The 15,503-nt window shown below is 69.9% G+C and carries 19 protein-coding genes; 3 read left to right on the top strand and 16 right to left on the bottom strand.

Going from position 1 to position 15,503, the window contains the following annotated elements; all coding sequences use genetic code 11:
• Positions 1-2: 2 nt before the first annotated feature.
• From OG984_RS04485 to rpmB, 5 genes are all read right to left on the bottom strand, one after another.
• Positions 3-539, bottom strand: a complete 537-nt coding sequence (locus OG984_RS04485) for a hypothetical protein (protein WP_328530441.1) — start codon at positions 537-539, stop codon at positions 3-5.
• A gap of 79 nt (positions 540-618) precedes the next feature.
• Positions 619-1,338, bottom strand: a complete 720-nt coding sequence (locus OG984_RS04480) for a TIGR03943 family putative permease subunit (protein ID WP_328530440.1) — start codon at positions 1,336-1,338, stop codon at positions 619-621.
• A gap of 79 nt (positions 1,339-1,417) precedes the next feature.
• A complete protein-coding gene (locus OG984_RS04475; protein ID WP_328530439.1) occupies positions 1,418-2,404 on the bottom strand; it encodes a permease in 987 nt (328 codons plus the stop codon).
• A gap of 163 nt (positions 2,405-2,567) precedes the next feature.
• Positions 2,568-2,873: a 30S ribosomal protein S14 gene (gene rpsN / locus OG984_RS04470; RefSeq protein WP_328530438.1), complete on the bottom strand. Its 306-nt coding sequence runs from the start codon at positions 2,871-2,873 to the stop codon at positions 2,568-2,570.
• Entirely contained in the window at positions 2,873-3,109 is a 237-nt protein-coding gene (rpmB, locus tag OG984_RS04465) for a 50S ribosomal protein L28 (protein ID WP_328530437.1), read from the bottom strand. Before rpmB ends, rpsN begins: the two co-directional genes overlap by 1 nt.
• A gap of 100 nt (positions 3,110-3,209) precedes the next feature.
• Between rpmB and OG984_RS04460 the strand changes: the two genes are divergently transcribed.
• Positions 3,210-3,620: a Fur family transcriptional regulator gene (locus OG984_RS04460; protein WP_328530436.1), complete on the top strand. Its 411-nt coding sequence runs from the start codon at positions 3,210-3,212 to the stop codon at positions 3,618-3,620.
• Between the two features lie 9 nt (positions 3,621-3,629).
• Here the strand turns inward: OG984_RS04460 and OG984_RS04455 are convergent, their stop codons facing one another.
• The 7 genes from OG984_RS04455 to dut all read right to left on the bottom strand — a co-directional run bounded on the left by OG984_RS04455 (position 3,630) and on the right by dut (position 9,062).
• Positions 3,630-5,072, bottom strand: coding sequence for a PepSY-associated TM helix domain-containing protein (locus OG984_RS04455; protein ID WP_328530435.1), 1,443 nt, complete (start codon positions 5,070-5,072; stop codon positions 3,630-3,632).
• A gap of 79 nt (positions 5,073-5,151) precedes the next feature.
• On the bottom strand, positions 5,152-5,688 hold the full coding sequence (locus OG984_RS04450) for a cell division protein FtsQ (RefSeq protein WP_328530434.1): 537 nt from the start codon (positions 5,686-5,688) through the stop codon (positions 5,152-5,154).
• A gap of 26 nt (positions 5,689-5,714) precedes the next feature.
• Positions 5,715-6,761 (bottom strand): hypothetical protein, encoded by a 1,047-nt coding sequence (locus tag OG984_RS04445; RefSeq protein WP_328530433.1) that lies wholly within the window; start codon positions 6,759-6,761, stop codon positions 5,715-5,717.
• Positions 6,758-7,504, bottom strand: a complete 747-nt coding sequence (locus tag OG984_RS04440; protein ID WP_328530432.1) for a DUF3159 domain-containing protein — start codon at positions 7,502-7,504, stop codon at positions 6,758-6,760. Before OG984_RS04440 ends, OG984_RS04445 begins: the two co-directional genes overlap by 4 nt.
• An 11-nt stretch (positions 7,505-7,515) precedes the next feature.
• Complete coding sequence (locus tag OG984_RS04435) at positions 7,516-7,887, bottom strand: OB-fold nucleic acid binding domain-containing protein (RefSeq protein WP_008356605.1); 372 nt, start codon at positions 7,885-7,887, stop codon at positions 7,516-7,518.
• 7 nt (positions 7,888-7,894) lie between these two features.
• Positions 7,895-8,557: a DUF3710 domain-containing protein gene (locus OG984_RS04430; protein ID WP_328530431.1), complete on the bottom strand. Its 663-nt coding sequence runs from the start codon at positions 8,555-8,557 to the stop codon at positions 7,895-7,897.
• A 52-nt stretch (positions 8,558-8,609) separates the two neighbouring features.
• Positions 8,610-9,062 carry a dUTP diphosphatase gene (gene dut / locus OG984_RS04425; RefSeq protein WP_328530430.1) on the bottom strand — a complete coding sequence of 151 codons (453 nt, stop codon included), beginning with the start codon at positions 9,060-9,062 and terminating at the stop codon, positions 8,610-8,612.
• A 73-nt stretch (positions 9,063-9,135) separates the two neighbouring features.
• On the opposite strand from dut, the gene OG984_RS04420 reads away from it, so the two are divergent.
• Together OG984_RS04420 and OG984_RS04415 are read left to right on the top strand one after the other, a co-directional pair.
• Positions 9,136-9,594 carry a DUF3093 domain-containing protein gene (locus OG984_RS04420; protein ID WP_008356610.1) on the top strand — a complete coding sequence of 153 codons (459 nt, stop codon included), beginning with the start codon at positions 9,136-9,138 and terminating at the stop codon, positions 9,592-9,594.
• Between the two features lie 35 nt (positions 9,595-9,629).
• On the top strand, positions 9,630-9,950 hold the full coding sequence (locus tag OG984_RS04415) for a DUF4235 domain-containing protein (protein ID WP_328530429.1): 321 nt from the start codon (positions 9,630-9,632) through the stop codon (positions 9,948-9,950).
• A 146-nt stretch (positions 9,951-10,096) separates the two neighbouring features.
• Here the strand turns inward: OG984_RS04415 and OG984_RS04410 are convergent, their stop codons facing one another.
• From OG984_RS04410 to OG984_RS04395, 4 genes are all read right to left on the bottom strand, one after another.
• On the bottom strand, positions 10,097-10,387 hold the full coding sequence (locus tag OG984_RS04410; RefSeq protein WP_040755057.1) for a DUF4193 domain-containing protein: 291 nt from the start codon (positions 10,385-10,387) through the stop codon (positions 10,097-10,099).
• Positions 10,388-10,652: 265 nt separating this feature from the next.
• A complete protein-coding gene (locus OG984_RS04405) occupies positions 10,653-11,525 on the bottom strand; it encodes an inositol monophosphatase family protein (protein ID WP_328530428.1) in 873 nt (290 codons plus the stop codon).
• Between the two features lie 25 nt (positions 11,526-11,550).
• Positions 11,551-12,657 (bottom strand): ferrochelatase, encoded by a 1,107-nt coding sequence (locus tag OG984_RS04400; protein WP_328530427.1) that lies wholly within the window; start codon positions 12,655-12,657, stop codon positions 11,551-11,553.
• Positions 12,658-12,704: 47 nt separating this feature from the next.
• Positions 12,705-15,485 carry a DEAD/DEAH box helicase gene (locus OG984_RS04395; RefSeq protein WP_328530426.1) on the bottom strand — a complete coding sequence of 927 codons (2,781 nt, stop codon included), beginning with the start codon at positions 15,483-15,485 and terminating at the stop codon, positions 12,705-12,707.
• Positions 15,486-15,503 lie beyond the last annotated feature (18 nt).

Below are 15,503 nucleotides of genomic sequence, written 5' to 3'. Positions count from 1 at the left end.
CCCTAGCCCGCCGTGCCGCAGGTCTCGGTGAGGAACTCCCCGAGTCGCTCGTAGGCCATGTTCTGGGCCTCGCTGCGCTCGAGCGGGTCCTCGCCGCGACCGGTGCGCAGCGCGTCCTCGACCATCATCCGCACGCCTTCGACGGCAGCCGCCGGGGTGCCCTCCGGGACACCCATCGACTGCAGGCTCGTCGCCGCCAGGCCCAGCGCGGTCTCGTTCTCGTCGTTCGGGGTGGACATCTGCGCGGCGTGGGCGTTCGCCATGGTCTGCACGGCACCGCAGAACTCCTCCAGGGACGCGACCGGCCCGGAGGCGACCGGCGCGGCCGACGACTCCGCTCCGGGCGGAGCAGCCGCGGGAGCGTCGGAGCCACCGAGGTCGCGGGTCAGCACCACGACGCCGATCGCGATTGCGATCAGCGCACCGATGATGAGCGCACGCGGCGGGTGCGGCAGACGGTCGGTCCAGGACCGCTCACGCTGTGCCGCGGCCCGTCGGGCGGGGTTGCCGGAGCGTTTCGGGTCGCCCATACGTCTCACGCCGCCGCTTCCGTAGCGCGAGCGCCAGAATACGGACGCAGCGGCGTGTTGTGCTCATGGTTCACTCGCTGACGCTCGCTCACTGGTAGGTGTTGGCCGGCGCCTCGCGCGGCTCGACCGAGGAGGCCTCGATGGCCGTCTCCGACTTGCCGCCCGGCGCGGTGCCCTCGACCCAGCGGCCGGTGACCGCGACCCAGGAGTCGCGCTCCGGGGCGTCGTCGTAGTCCTCCACCCGGACCCGGGAGGCGCTCGCGTCGGCGGCGCAGCACGCGATGGCGATGCGGGTGACGTACCAGTTGCCGTTCTCGTCGGTGCTGACGAAACCGGTGAGGCGTACGTCGCGGTCCTTGATCGTCGAGCCGTCCTCGACCCCGGCTCGCCACATGAACTCGGCGACCTCGACGTCGACGGGGCCGTCCGAGGCCGGCAGCGGCAGGATCTCGGCGTCGGGAGCGGCCGCGACCGGGTCGTCGGCACGGCGCTCGGCCAGGTAGGCGCCCAGCGACGGCGGGCTGGCGACGAAGACGATCACGCCGGGCAGGATCGCCAGCCAGGTCATCGCCGGGACCTTGTGGCCGTGTCCCTCGTGCCCCTCGTGCCCCTCGTGGTCGTCGCCGTCCTCCTCCGGCGCCGGACGCAGCAGCATCCACACCGTCAGCCCGAGCAGCACCACGCCGGTGGCGACCAGCGGCCACTTCATCCAGCTGGTGACGTACCTCAGATAGCCGTCGCCGAGCGAGAGCCGGAGCAGGACGGCGCCGAGGAAGCCGACGACCAAGGCCTGGGTAGTACGAGTCACGCGGCCACCTCCGTTGCGCGAGCGCCATTGTACGAAGGCGGCCGCGTGTTGATTGAATGGATCGCTCGCTGGCGCTCGCTCACAGCAGCCACCATCCGATGCCGACGGCGGAGGCGACCGCCGTGATGATCACCAAGGGTACGAAGCGCAGGGCGAAGCCCATGCCGAACTGGCCTGCCTCCATGGAGGCGAGCTTGATGTCCATCGCCGGGCCGACCACGAGGAAGACCAGCTTCGCGGTGTCGGAGAAGGCGGTGAACGACGCGGCGACGAAGGCGTCGGACTCCGAGCAGAGCGCCACGATGAACGCGAACAGCGCCAGCGTGGCGATCCCCAGGACCGCCTGACCGGCGACGGTGTTGACCACCGAGCGGGGTACGAAGGTGTTGACCGCCGCGGCCAGCATCGCGCCCAGCACCAGGAAGCCGGAGGCGTGCAGGAAGTCGTGGCTGACGTTGCCGAGGAAGGACCGCTCGTGAGCGTGCACGTCACGCCCGAGATTGGTGAGCCGCTCGAGGAGCAGCTTGCCGCGGGCCATCATGATCCAGCCGACGGCCACCGCCGTGATCAGCGAGGCCAGGAACCGCGCCAGCACCATCATCGGCTGTCCGGGGAAGGCCACCGCGGTCGAGACGAGCACCGCCGGGTTGACCGCCGGCGCGGCCAGCAGGAACGTCAGCGCGACCGCCGGCGCGACGCCGCGACGGATCAGCGAGTTGGTCACCGGCACCGCGGCGCACTCGCAGCCCGGCAGCCCGATCCCGGCCAGGCCGGCGACCGGGACGCCGAGCACCGGGCTCTTGGGCACGATCTTGCTCAGCGCCTTCTCCGAGAGGAACGTCGAGATGACGGCACTGAGCAGCACACCGCCGAGCAGGAACGGAGCCGACTGCACCACGATGGCGACGAAGATCGTGCCCCAGGTGTTGAACAGGTCATGGTCCAGCAGCGGCAGCAGCCAGCGCTGGGAGAGCAGGATGACCAGCAGGACGATCGCGACGACCTCTGTCTGCCCCAGCCTGAACCCAGGCTTCTCGGCCGCCCGCTCCGGGGCCTTCGTACTCATGCCGCCGCCTCCGTCGAGGAAAGCAGAGAATACGGACGCGGCGGCCTGAGGCCTATTGCCGCTCGCTGGCGCTCGCTCATGGAGCGTGTGTTTAGCACAGCCCGATGACAGCCGGGTAGTGCCTCGCCGACTCGGAATGGTTCCGGTTAGGCTTTTGCCGGAGTCACCAGCTCGACTTGGTGATTCCGGGCAGGTGCCCCTTGTGCGCAAGCTCGCGGAACCGGATCCGCGACACGCCGGCCTTGCGGAGATATCCCCGCGGCCGACCGTCGACCTGGTCCCGGTTGCGCAGGCGTACGGGCGAGGAGTCGCGCGGGAGACGCGACAGGGCACGGACGGCCTCGGCCTGCTCGGCCGAGCCCGGCTCCGCGATGCGGATCTGCTCCTTGATCGCGGCTCGACGCTCGGCGTACCTCTCCACGATCTCGCGGCGCTTGGCCTCGGCCGCGATCTTCGACTTCTTGGCCATCAGACCTTCTCCCCCCGGGCGCGCATCTCGGCGACGACGGCGTCGATGCCGCGTACGTCGATCTGCTTGATCGCGTTGGTGCTGAGCCGCAGGGTGACCTTCCGACCCAGGCTGGGGACGTAGTAGGTCTTCTTCTGCAGGTTCACCTCCCAGCGTCGCCGGGTCGCCTTCTTGGACCAGGGGCGGTTGTTGCCGTAGCCGGGACGGGCCCCGGTGACCTGACACGTGCGTGACATGGCAGCCTTTCGTCGTATTGAGAATCATTCCCAGTATGACACACGACGCCCCGGCGCACTGAACACGGGATCCATACCGATACCGACTAACATGGCGCTCATGGCACCCACCCAGCAGGTCAAGCGGCGCGCAACCAACCAGGGCGCCGCGGTGAAGGAGGCTCTCGCCGCCGAGGACACCTTCCGCAGCGCCCAGGACGTCTACGCCACGCTGCGAGCCAACGGCGAGAAGATCGGCCTCTCCACGGTCTACCGCCACCTGCAGATCTTCGTCGACGACGGCCTCGCCGACGTGATCCACAAGCCCGACGGTGAGTCCACCTACCGGCTGTGCGGCGACGCCTCCACGACCCATCACCACCATCTGGTGTGCCGCAGCTGCGGCAAGGCCGTGGAGATCGAAGGACCGGCCGTGGAGACCTGGGCCGACAAGGTGGCGGCGCAGAACGGCTTCACCGACGTCAACCACACCGTGGAGATCTTCGGCCTCTGCGCCGCCTGCGCCGCCTGAGTCACCGAATCAGGTGCGGCTGCGCACCGCGCCGATCACAGCGTCGACCACGAGGAACCCGATGAGGGTCACCCCGAGCATCGGCACGAACCAGCCGACCACCGCGACGACCGTGACGGCGGCCACCATGGCCGGCCAGGGCAGCCGCCGCCAGGCACCGCGCGGCGCGGGTCGGCCGAACCTCAGGCCGCCGGCACCGCGGGGGCGCCGCAGCCACCACATCCGGTAGCCGAGCAACGTCGCCGCGATCAGCCCGAGCGCGAGTGCAGCCAGCGCCAGCTGGTTGAGGACACCGAACAGGATGCCCATGTGCGCGCCGATGACCCAGTCGGTCAGCTTGGCCATGGGCGGCCAGTCGGCGAAGTCGACCCGGTCCAGCTGCTCTCCGGTCGCCGGATCGACGCTGATGGCGTCGTAGCGGGTGGGCCAGTCGCGCTTGTTCTCGGCCGCCGTCCAGGCGCTGCCCGGGTCGGCCGGAGGCACCAGGTAGAGCGGGTCGCCCAGACCGGCGTCCCGCGCGGTGTCCAGTACGCCGTCGATGCCGGCACCCTCGGAGAAGACCGCGTCCGGATCGCCCGTGGCGGCTACGGACGCGCCGTGGTGAGCGTGCTCGGCGGCCGTGCCGTCGCCGTGCAGCGACGTGGCCGGCGTGGGCTCGGTCCACGACAGCGCGGTACGCACCTCGCCGATGTTCGCACCGGCGAAGCGTGACCAGGTCAGCCCGGAGACCGACAGGGCCAGCACGCCCAGCAGGAGCCACACCCCGATGACGGCGTGCCACGACATCGCCCGGGAACGTCCGGTGGTCTCGGGGTCGGGCAACACCAGCCGCCGGACCCGGCGGTCACGGCGCCATCGGCCGAGCCAGAGCATCAGTCCGCCCAGAGCGACCACCCACAGCCAGCTGGCCGCGAGCTCGCTGTAGTGACGGCCGAAGGCACCCAGGTGGAGGTTGCGGTGCAGCTCGTCAAGCCACGCCCGGAAGCCGAGCCACTGCCCGTAGCTGCGTACCTGGCCCTGGACCTGGCCGGTGTAGGGGTTCACGAACACCGACATGTCGTGGTCGGCGGGGACGGTCTCGTCGGTGAAGACCACCCGGGTGCTGCGGTCGGCCGCCTCGGGGACGTCGACCCGGATCACGGCGCCGTCGGGGTGGGTGGCCCGGGCGGCGGCGACCTGATCGGCGAGCGGGACCGTCTCGCCGGACGGGGTGACATGGGTCAGCTCGTGGTAGGCGATCTGCTCGACCTGCGGAGCGATCGTGTAGAGCAGCCCGGTCACCGAGGCGGCCAGGATGAACGGGGCGACCAGCACCCCGGCGTAGAAGTGCAGCCGTAGCACGAGCGGGCGGATCACGGGCCACCAGCCGGGGCGGTGGCTCGGCGGAGTCGCCTCCGGCGGGCCGTGCTGATCAGTCGGCAGTGCGGTCTGGAACTGGGTGGGAACGGTCATTCGAACTGTCTCTTCTCGCGAATTTCGGGGTACGCAAGACAGCCACCGGGTCTCACCCGGTGGTGCTCGCAGAGGGATCTCAGAGGCCGGCCGGCCTCGGCGGTCCTCTGCGCGGAGAGACATCGGCCCACAGCGCCGGTCGCGGGACGAACCGGCCGGTCTCGGCGAGCAGGCGGCCGGCGACGCCGACCCGGGGAATCGGCAGGCTGCGTACGGCCACGGCGAGGGCTCGGCGGTGCAGCACCCAGACGACCACGGAGAGCACCGCGGCGCAGGTGTGGGCCAGGAGCATCGAGCCGCCCTCGGCGCCGAGTGGTGTGCCGATGGCGTGCTGGTGCTCGGCGCCGGGCACCGCGGAGAACGCCGCGAACACCTCATGGAGTCCGAGCTGGGACAGGCCCGCCAGGACCGCGCCGCCGAGCAGTCCCACCCGGCGCTGCAGCACCACGACGCCGGTGCCGAAGACGGCGAGCGCCGCAGCGGCCAGCCAGCCGGCGCTCGGCAGCACGCCGCCGGCGGCCAGGTGGGCCAGCGCCGCGCCGGTGGTGATCTCGAGGGTGGCGAGCAGGGAGAGCCACACGCTCCCGCGCGTCGGCCTCACCACTCGCAGCTCCACGCGAGCACCGTATCCCGACGCGGGACTCAGAGCCCGTTGCTGTTGCCTTCGACGAGGAAAGTCGGGTGGTCACCCTGCGCCTCGTCGTCGGTCGGGATCACCGGACTGACGGGCGTGCAGACGAGCGTCCGCAGCTCGCAGGTGACGACCTGCTGGGCGCGCAGCACGTCGTCTGCCTTCGTGTCGATACGCTGCGCGACCCCGAAGAACGTCGCCTCGTCGCTCCACCCCGCCAGCGTGAAATGATCCCAGGGGGCATCGATCGCGCGCCGGTCCCCGGTCGACGCGTCGTACGCCACCGCCTTGGTCGGCCACTCGGTGGTGTCGAAGATCGTGCTGCGATCCGGCGAGAGCAACCCCACCCCCGACAGCCAGGTGTCGGCCACCTTCCGGCTCTGACCCTCACCATCGAGATAGACATGGAAGCCGTCCGGAAACAGGGTCTCGGCGTAGCCCTCGTAGATCTCCCCGTCGGGCCCACGGCTGGCCTCCGTCGTCGAGCCGTCGTCGAGATCGATGGTGGTGCCCGCGAAGAAGAGGCGCTCATCGCTGACCCCGATCAGCAGAGGCATGACCTCGCTGTAGAGATCCGCCAGGTCGGCGTCGCCGTCGGGCTCCTGGTCAGGGGTCCGGTAGAGCTGCTCGCCCGTGCGGGTGTCGAACGCCGCCACCTGGAGCACATGCGTGCCGAACTCGTCGGTCGGGCCGCGCGACTGGTCGACGGTCGCGAACACTGATCGGTCGGCAGACACGGCCAGGTTGCTCCAACCCACCTTCTCGACCTTCTCGGTCTCGCCCTCGGCGCTGGTGAACCACAAGGTCTGGCCATGCGTCCAGTAGACGCCGGTCGCGCCCAGCACGAACTGGTCCACGCGATCGCCGAGGTCGACGCTCCGCTCCCCCACATGCAGGGTGCCGTCGGCGTACCAAGCCGGGGCTGTGGCGTCCCACGCGCTGGGCCCGACAGGCAGCGCGAAGGGCTCCTTGCCACCGCTACTCGCGGCCGTGCTCCCACACCCGGCCAGCGAGAGCGAGACCAGTGCGAAGGCGACAGCGGCTCCCCGCAGGCTCACTTCGCCTGCTGGACGGGTGTGTGGTTGCGGGCCAGGAGCCAGATCATGGTGCCGTAGCAGGCGATCCGCAGCGCCCAGCCGAGGCCGGTGCGGAGGATGCCGAGGGCGAGGATCGCCCAGTCGCGGTCGATGGCGCCGCTCCAGGCCAGGAACCAGATCGGGCCCTGGATGGCCGCGCCGATCGCACCGGGAGCCAGGAAGAGCCAGGTCAACCGGGTGCAGAGCTTCACGATCTGCTTGTCCTGGTGCCATTCGAGCGGGTCGCCGCTGGCGACACCGATGAAGAAGCCGAAGATCGGCCAGCCGATCAGGCACAGGCCACCGACGACGACCGTGTAGCCGAGGCTGATCAGGATGCCGGGCAGGAAGTAGGCCAGCGCCTGCTCCTCGGCCGATCCGCCCATCGACTGGGCCAGGCGCACCACGGCGAAACCGATCAGGATACCGAAGATGGCGTTGCCGACGTACTGCAGACTGGAGCGCTGCACCAGCCGCACGGCCAGGAAGACGGCCGCGGTCGCCGCCGAGGCGATCAGCGCGACCTTGAGGTCCTTGACCACCAGCCAGGCGATGGTGAAGACCAGGCCGGGCACGCCGGCCTCGAGCATCCCGCGCACGCCGCCGAGCCCGGCGGACATCTGGCGGCGTACGACCGCCTCGACGGTGTCGACCGTCGGATGGTTGTGGTCGTGGTGCTCGCCGGCCTGACCGTCGCCGGCAGGGGTCTCAGAGGTAGGGCTCACGTGTGGTTGGCTCATTCGTTGGGGTCCGGAATCAGCTCGTAGCGGGGATTGAACATGATGCGCTGGCCGTCGGTGCGGCCGATGCGGCCCTGCACCTGCAGCGACCGGCCGGGGTTGATGCCTGCGATGCGCCTGCGACCCAGCCAGATGAGCGTCAGCGTGCCGGAGCCGTCGAACAGCTCCGCCTCCAGCGCCGGGACGCCTCCGCGAGGTCGCAGCGTGATCGTACGCAGGGTCCCACGCAGACGCACCGGCTCACGGTCGGGCGCGTCGGCGATCGAGGCGACATCCTTGGCGACGTACGCCGCTCGGATCTCGCTCGCGTCGATCGAGGCCGTGTTGGCCCACTCGCTGAGCTTCGCGCGCAGGCGCCCCTTGGCCACTACCGGCTCACTTCTCGACGCGGCGCGCGTTGGGCGGCAGCTTGACCTCGAGCGCCTCGCCCTTCGGCTTGGCCTCGGCTCCGCGGCGCACGACGACGTGCTCGAGAAGCCGCTCCCACTCCTTGCCTGCGGTCGGCTCCATCGCCGGGCGGCCGAGCATGGTGGCGCGAAGCATCCAGCGCGGGCCGTTGACGCCGATGATGCGGGTCTGCTGGACGGCCGGCTGGCCGTCGGGCAGCTTCACCTTCATCTGGGTGATCAGCTCGGTGCCCCACGGACCCTGCAGGTCAGCGGTCGCACCGCCACGCTGCTGGACGTCCTCGCGCAGCATCGGCAGCGACTCCGTCCACAGGTCGCCGTTGCGGGGCGCGGCGAAGGCGCGCAGCTCCATGGCTCCGTCGTCCGCGGTCAGCATCACCGCCGCGATCTGGCCGGACTTCTCGTCCACCTGGAGGCGCAGCTCCTTGCCCGGCGCCGGGGCGAGCATCATCGAGCCGAGGTCCACCCAGTCGCCGGTGATCAGCCCCTCGGGGGCCGAGTCGATGTCGAACGGGCCGATCTCGGGAGCGGCCGGCGCCGGCCGCTCGTCGGCCATGGGCCGCTCGTCGACCGATGCAGACGGCTCTCCCCGGTGGGAGGGCGTGGACTTGCGACGGAACTTCACGACCATCTGCTTTCAGGTTGCGGTGGATCTCGGAGGAGACTTATCTAACACTGATCGCTCAGCGGCTGGAGAAGCCCCCTGTAGAACCGTATCCCCCATCCCCACGGACGGAGTCGGGCAACTCGGAGACCTCGACGAAACGAGCCTGCTCGACGCGCTGGATCACCAGCTGGGCGACCCGGTCGCCACGGCGGAGCTCGATGGGCTCGACGGGGTCGAGGTTGACCAGCGCCACCTTCACCTCGCCGCGGTAGCCGGCATCGACGGTGCCGGGGGCGTTCACGATGGACAGCCCGTGCTTGGCGGCCAGGCCGGAGCGTGGGTGCACCAGGCCGACGTAGCCCTCGGGCAGCGCCATCGCGATCCCGGTCGGCACCAGGGCGCGCTCCCCCGGTTTGAGGGTCACGTCCACGGTCGTGCGGAGGTCGGCTCCGGCATCTCCCGGATGGGCGTACGCAGGTGGCGGCAGCTCCGCGTCGAGACGCATCAGGGCCACTTCGAGATCAGACACAACCCGCACCTTAGATGCTTTGCGGCTCACCCGATTCGTGACTGGCTTGACCGGCGTGAAAAACTCACGATTCGTGAGCACCCCGGCGTACGACGAGCGACTGACCGTGCCGCTGAGGTGGTGGGTCCAGGGCGTCATGTTTCTGGCGACCCTGTGGATCGCGGTCATCCTGTGGGTTCCAGCCGCCCTCGCCTGGGGCATCACCGCCGCGATCGTCGGCCTGTTCGCCCTGGCGATGATCGTCTACGGCAACGCCAGGATCACGATCGCCGACGGCGTCCTGCGCGCCGGGCCGGCGCGCATCGAGGCGCGCTTCCTCGGCGAGGCGGTCGCGCTCGACGAGATCGACTCCCACCATCTGGCGGGCCGCGACGCCGACGCGAGGGCCTACCTGCTCCTGCGCCCCTACCTCAAGCGCGCCGTCCGGGTCACGATCGAGGACCCGGCCGACCCGACGCCCTACTGGCTGCTCTTCACCCGCCACCCGGTGGCCCTCGCCAAGACGGTCAACGCGCTCCGAGCGAGTCTCTGAGGGGCATCCTCGCGGGCATGGCCTAGGCTCGAGACATGTCCAAGTCCAACAAGGCTGGGTCTGATTCTGGAGCGAAGGGCGACAAGGTCTGGGCGATCATGGCCCTCGTCAGCGGAATCGGGGCCGCCAAGGTCACCAACAAGGTCCTCTCCTCCGGCTGGAAGGCGTCCACCGGACGCCAGCCGCCGGCCAACCCCGCCGACCCGGACGTACGCCTCATCGAGGCCGTGCTCTGGTCGGCTGCCACCGGCGCCACCGTCGCGCTCGCGCGGATGTTCGCCCAGCGTCGTGCGGCCAACTACTACGTGAGGTCGGTGGGGCGGTTGCCGAAGCAGCTGGAGAAGGACGCGTCCTGAGATAGCAGGAAGGCCGCACGGGATTCCGTGCGGCCTTCTACTTCTCGTTCTGGCTTACGCCGGGCTTTCGCCGAGTCGGCGCGTTTGTACGAAGCGCTTGCTAGCGGAAGCTATACAAACGCGCCGACTCGGCGTTCTTGACTGCGCTACGCGCAGTCAAAGCAAATCATCTTCTTCTCGTCAGCCAGCTGGCTGCGGTGGTGGACCAGGAAGCAGCTCATACAGGTGAACTCGTCCTCCTGCTTCGGCTTGACCTCGACCGCGAGCTCCTCGTGGCTGAGGTCGGCTCCCGGGAGCTCGAACGACTCGGCCGCCTCGGCCTCGTCCTCGTCAACCTTGCCCGAGTTCTTGTCATGACGACGAGCCTTGAGCTCTTCGATGCTCTCCTCGGACTGGTCCTCTTCATTTTTACGCGGTGCGTCGTAGTCCGTCGCCATCTGCGCCACTCCCCTTCTCACTCATCTTCAGTCCCCCCGCGCGCCCCCGAGGGCAGCGGCACGGCCCGTGATTGTGCACTATTCACGTGCATTTCGCACACTCAATCGGAACCGCGTCGCCGAAACGTTCTGTCATCTGGCGGTATTCCCTATCACGGGTATAGATGAGCAGCGAGTTTCGGGTGGGTGAACGCGGCTGTACCGACGGGGCTCCGGGACCTTCCCGGCCCCCGGCCGGTCATAGATCTACATCAACCAGCGGCTTTCAGTCGGGTACGACACCCGGGAGCGAGTCAACTGGCAGAAAACCGGCCTGAACAGCCGCTTTCCGCAGTTCATCGTAGCCGTGCGCCGGCGCGACGACGACAAATCGCCGACCGCCGACACCGGTCGTCGCCTCCCATCGCGCTCCGGCCGCCTCCGCGACCAGACAGGCCGCGGCGTGGTCCCACAGATGCAGGCCCTCTTCGAGGTAGCCGTCCAGGGTTCCCTCGGCCACTCCGCAGATGTCCAGAGCCGCCGAGCCGATGCGACGAACGTCACGCACGACCGGCAGAAAGCGCACCAGCGCCTCGGCCTGGATCCGGCGAAGACCGGCGTCATAGGAGAAGCCGGTGGCGATCAGACGCTGCCCGAGCTCGGCCGGCGGGCGCACCGTGACCGGCTCGCCGTCCTTGACCGCGGCCGCCGATCCGTCGGGCTGCCGGAAGGCGGCGTAGAGGGTTCCGGCGGACACGTCGACGACGGCGCCGGCGACGACCTCGCCCGCGTACTCCGCCGCGATCGAGACGGCGTAGCGGGGCAGACCGTAGAGGAAGTTGACCGTGCCGTCGATCGGATCGACGATCCAGCGCACGCCGCTGGTGCCGGCCGTGCTCTGCCCTTCGCTGGCGCCCTCCTCACCGAAGAAGCCGTCCTCGGGACGCTCCTGGGAGATCAGCCGCCGGATCAGCGCCTCGGTGTCCCGGTCGGCCTCGGTGACGACGTCGGTCGCGGTGGACTTGGTGGCCGCCACCTCGACCACGCCGGCAGCCCGCTCGCGGACGAGGTCGGCGGCCGCACGGGCGGTCGCCACGGCGAGCGCGAGCAGGTCTCCGGGCTTCGGGGCGGGCTGGGCCGACGCTGAATGGTCTGTCATGGGGCCGACCCTATGCCGCGAGTGATCACCCGGAGTACTGGGGCGAGTCCTCACCGGACAGGGTCTCCAGCTGCGAGCGCTGGTTGAAGCAGCAGCCCGCCGGGCAACGGTCGGGGCCGGGGCCCAGGTCGCCGACGGTGAGCCGCTCAGGGGCCTCTCCGCGCTCTGCCGCGGCGCGCTCGAGGAGCAGGTCGCGTACGGCGGCCACGAAGCGCGGGTCCTCCCCCGCCGTCGGGCTGCGACGGGCGTGGATCCCGAGCTTCTCCGCGGTCGCCAGGGCCTCGGTGTCGAGGTCGTAGACGACCTCCATGTGGTCGGAGACGAAACCGACCGGGCACATCACCACGGCGCGTACGTCTTCGCCTGCCAGCTCCTCGAGGTGGTCGTTCACGTCGGGCTCCAGCCACGGGATGTGGGGCGCCCCGGAGCGGCTGCAGTAGACGAGGTCCCACTCGTGGGTGACCCCGCGGCGCTGGGCCACCTGCTCGGCGATCACGCCGGCGACGTCGAGGTGCTGGGCGACGTACGCGTTGCCGTCGGGGCCGGCGTTGTCGTTCATCGAGGTCGGGATCGAGTGGGTCACGAACAGGATCCGGGCGCCGTCGCGCTCGTCCTCGGGCAGGTCCTCGATCGAGGCGATCACACCGTCGACGACCGGCGCCACGAAGCCCGGGTGGTTGTAGTAGCGCCGCAGCTTGTCCAGCACCGGCGCGCTCTCCACGCCACCGGTCGTGTCGCACGCCTCGAACAGGTTCTCGCGGTACTGCCGGCACGAGGAGTAGGAGGAGTAGGCGCTGGTCGCGAAGACCGCTGCCCGCTTGATCCCGTCGGCCCGCATCTGCGCGACCGTGTCGCTCAGGTAGGGGTCCCAGTTGCGGTTGCCCCAGTAGACCGGGAGGTCGATCCCGTGCTCGGCCAGATCGCTGCGCAGCGCCGCCAGGAAGGCCCGGTTCTGATCGTTGATCGGCGACTTCCCGCCGCGGTCGAAGTAGTGCTGCCCGACCTCGACCAGCCGCTCCCGCGGGATTCCCCGCCCCCGGGTCACGTTCTCCAGGAACGGCACCACGTCCTCGGTCTTCTCCGGCCCCCCGAAAGAGACGAACAGCAAGGCATCGTAGGGAGATACGTCCACCGCTCCATCGTATTTCACCGGGCTGAGACGCCGCTGAGCGGCTCCTCCTACTCGACCACCGAGGAGTACGCCACGACGCCCCGCTTGAGCAGATCCATGGTCTGCCGGGCCGTACGCCGCAGCGGAATGTCGCCAGCGGCGTCGGCGACCTGGCCGCAGAGGTCGATGAGCTGCTTGACCCAGCGGACGAAGTCGCCGGCGGCGAGCTCGACCTCGCTGAGGACGTCGTCGAGCTCGTCTCCTTCGGCCCAGCGGTAGGCCGCCCAGGCGAAACCGAGGTCGGGCTGACGGAGGAAGTCGAGCTTGTGGTCGCGCTCGAGAGCGTCGAGCTGGCCCCAGAGTCGCACGGTCTCGGCGATGACGTCCTTGACCCGGCCGCCCGGGAGGCGAGGCGGGGTGGCGTCGTCGGCGCGACGGGCCTCGTAGACCAGCACCGAGAGGGCGGCCGCGAGCTCGGAGGGGGTCAGGTCGTCCCACAGGCCCTCACGGAGCGCCTCGGCGGCGACCAGGTCCATCTCGGAGTAGAGCCGCATCAGGTGGGTGCCGCGCTCGGTGACGGTCTCGCCCTCGAGGTAGTCGAGCGCGACCAGCACGTCGCAGACCCGGTCGAAGGTGCGCGCGACCGTGTTGGTGCGCGCCTCCACCCGCCGCCGCAGCGTGTCGGTGTCGCGCGAGAGCTTGAACCAGCGCTCGGCCCAGCGGGCGTGGTCCTCGCGGTCGGGGCAGTCGTGGCACGGATGCATCTTCAGCTCGCGGCGCAGCTCGGAGATCTGGGTCTCCACCGAGCTCTTGCGCTCCTTGCGGGCGGTCGGCGACGCCTCGTAGGGCACCGGACGCAGGTCACGGGTCTTCTCCCGCAGCCGGGAGGCCATGTCGCGGCGCATCTGCGGGTTGCGGCCGTTGAACGACTTCGGCACCCGCAGCCGGGTCTGGGCGGCGATCGGGACGTTGAAGTCCATCATCGCCAGCCGGCGGGCCTGCCGGTCCTGGGTGACGACGTAGGGGCGCGGACCGTCGGGGTCGAAGCCCGGGTCGACGATCACGGCGTAGCCGGCGAACTTGCCCGTCGGCACGTCGATGACGTCACCGATCTTCAGCTTGGAGAGCGACTCGATGATCTCCTCGCGACGGTCGGCGCGCCGCTCACGGGAGGAGGACTTCTCGACGTCGGAGATCTTGCGGCGGATCGCGGCGTACTCCATGAAGTCGCCGCGGTCGCAGGTCGCGGCCTCCTGGTAGCCGTCGAGGGCGTCCTCCGCCTTGCGCACCTGGCGGGCCAGCCCGACGACCGCCTTGTCGGCCTGGAACTGGGCGAACGACTGCTCCAGCAGCTCGCGCGAGCGCGCTCGGCCGAACTGGTGCACCAGGTTGACCGCCATGTTGTAGGAGGGCCGGAAGCTGGACCGCAGCGGGTACGTACGCGTCGAGGCGAGGCCGGCGAGCTCGCGCGGGTTGAGCCCTTGCTGCCAGAGCACGACGCCGTGGCCCTCGACGTCGAGGCCACGTCGGCCGGCGCGGCCGACGAGCTGGGTGTACTCCCCCGGCGAGAGGTTGACGTGGGCCTCTCCGTTCCACTTCGACAGCTTCTCGATGACCACCGTGCGGGCCGGCATGTTGATGCCCAGCGCGAGCGTCTCGGTGGCGAAGACGGCCTTCACCAGGCCGCGGAGGAACAGTTCCTCGACGACCTGCTTGAAGGCCGGCAGCAGCCCGGCGTGGTGGGCGGCGACGCCACGCGTGAGCCCGTCGACCCAGTCGTGGTAGCCGAGCACGTGCCGGTCCTCGTCGGGCAGGTCGGCGCAGGCCTCCTCGACGTAGGCGAAGATCTCGTCGCGCTCGTCGGGCGTGGTGAGGCGCAGGTTGGCCTGGATGCACTGCTGGACCGCCGCGTCGCAGCCGACCCGGGAGAAGACGAAGTTGATCGCGGGCAGCAGGTTGTCGCGCTGCAGCGCGTTGATCACCTCGACCCGCGACGGGATCCAGACGCGCCGGCCGTTGCCGACGCGACGGTTGCCGTTGCCCTTGCGCCTGTCCTTGGGCGTACGCCGGTCCGTCATCCGTCCGGCCGCCCAGTCGTCGCGGGCCAGCTTCATCAGCTCGCCGTTGACCGGGGCGCCCTCCTTGACGAACCCGGCTGCCGCGTCGACGTCGGAGGAGGCGAACAGGTCCATGATCCGGCGCCCGGCCATCACGTGCTGGTAGAGCGGCACCGGCCGCTTCTCCTCGATGATCGTGGTGGTCTCGCCACGCACCGTGGTGAGCCACTCGCCGAACTCCTCGGCGTTGGAGACGGTGGCGCTCAGCGAGACGACCGAGACCGACTCTGGCAGGTGGATGATGACCTCCTCCCAGACGGCGCCGCGGGAGCGGTCGGCGAGGTAGTGGACCTCGTCCATGACCACGAACCCGAGCCCCATCAGGGTGTGCGACCCCGCGTAGAGCATGTTGCGCAGCACCTCGGTGGTCATCACCACCACCGGCGCCTCGCCGTTGACCACGTTGTCGCCGGTCAGCAGGCCGACCTGGTCGGGACCGTAGCGCTTGACCAGGTCGTTGTACTTCTGGTTGGAGAGCGCCTTGATCGGCGTGGTGTAGAACGCCTTGCGGCCCGTGGCGAGCGCGAGGTGGATGGCGAACTCGCCGACGATCGTCTTGCCCGAACCGGTCGGTGCGGCGACCAGGACGCCCTTGCCGTCCTCGATCTCCTTGCACGCCTGGATCTGGAATTCGTCGAGCCCGAAATCGTAGAGCGCGGCAAAGTCCCGGAAGACGGGGTAGTCCTTGTCACGCTTGTAAGCGGCGTACTTCTCCGCTGGCGAGGCGTCCATGGTGCCGAGCCTATCGAG

It is taken from the genome of Nocardioides sp. NBC_00368 (assembly GCF_036090055.1).
Classification (GTDB): Bacteria; Actinomycetota; Actinomycetes; order Propionibacteriales; family Nocardioidaceae; genus Nocardioides.
The sequence above is the reverse complement of the archived record's forward strand: the minus strand, read 5'-3'. Positions and strand labels throughout refer to the sequence as shown.

Coding starts and splice junctions, on each gene's coding strand:
- OG984_RS04455 (WP_328530435.1), bottom strand. CDS start 5,072: ATGACCGTTCCCACCCAGTTCCAGACCGCACTGCCGACTGATCAGCAC.
- OG984_RS04405 (WP_328530428.1), bottom strand. CDS start 11,525: ATGACAGACCATTCAGCGTCGGCCCAGCCCGCCCCGAAGCCCGGAGAC.
- rpmB (WP_328530437.1), bottom strand. CDS start 3,109: ATGTCACGCACGTGTCAGGTCACCGGGGCCCGTCCCGGCTACGGCAAC.
- OG984_RS04430 (WP_328530431.1), bottom strand. CDS start 8,557: ATGGTCGTGAAGTTCCGTCGCAAGTCCACGCCCTCCCACCGGGGAGAG.
- rpsN (WP_328530438.1), bottom strand. CDS start 2,873: ATGGCCAAGAAGTCGAAGATCGCGGCCGAGGCCAAGCGCCGCGAGATC.
- OG984_RS04395 (WP_328530426.1), bottom strand. CDS start 15,485: ATGGACGCCTCGCCAGCGGAGAAGTACGCCGCTTACAAGCGTGACAAG.
- OG984_RS04415 (WP_328530429.1), top strand. CDS start 9,630: ATGTCCAAGTCCAACAAGGCTGGGTCTGATTCTGGAGCGAAGGGCGAC.
- OG984_RS04460 (WP_328530436.1), top strand. CDS start 3,210: ATGGCACCCACCCAGCAGGTCAAGCGGCGCGCAACCAACCAGGGCGCC.
- OG984_RS04475 (WP_328530439.1), bottom strand. CDS start 2,404: ATGAGTACGAAGGCCCCGGAGCGGGCGGCCGAGAAGCCTGGGTTCAGG.
- OG984_RS04410 (WP_040755057.1), bottom strand. CDS start 10,387: ATGGCGACGGACTACGACGCACCGCGTAAAAATGAAGAGGACCAGTCC.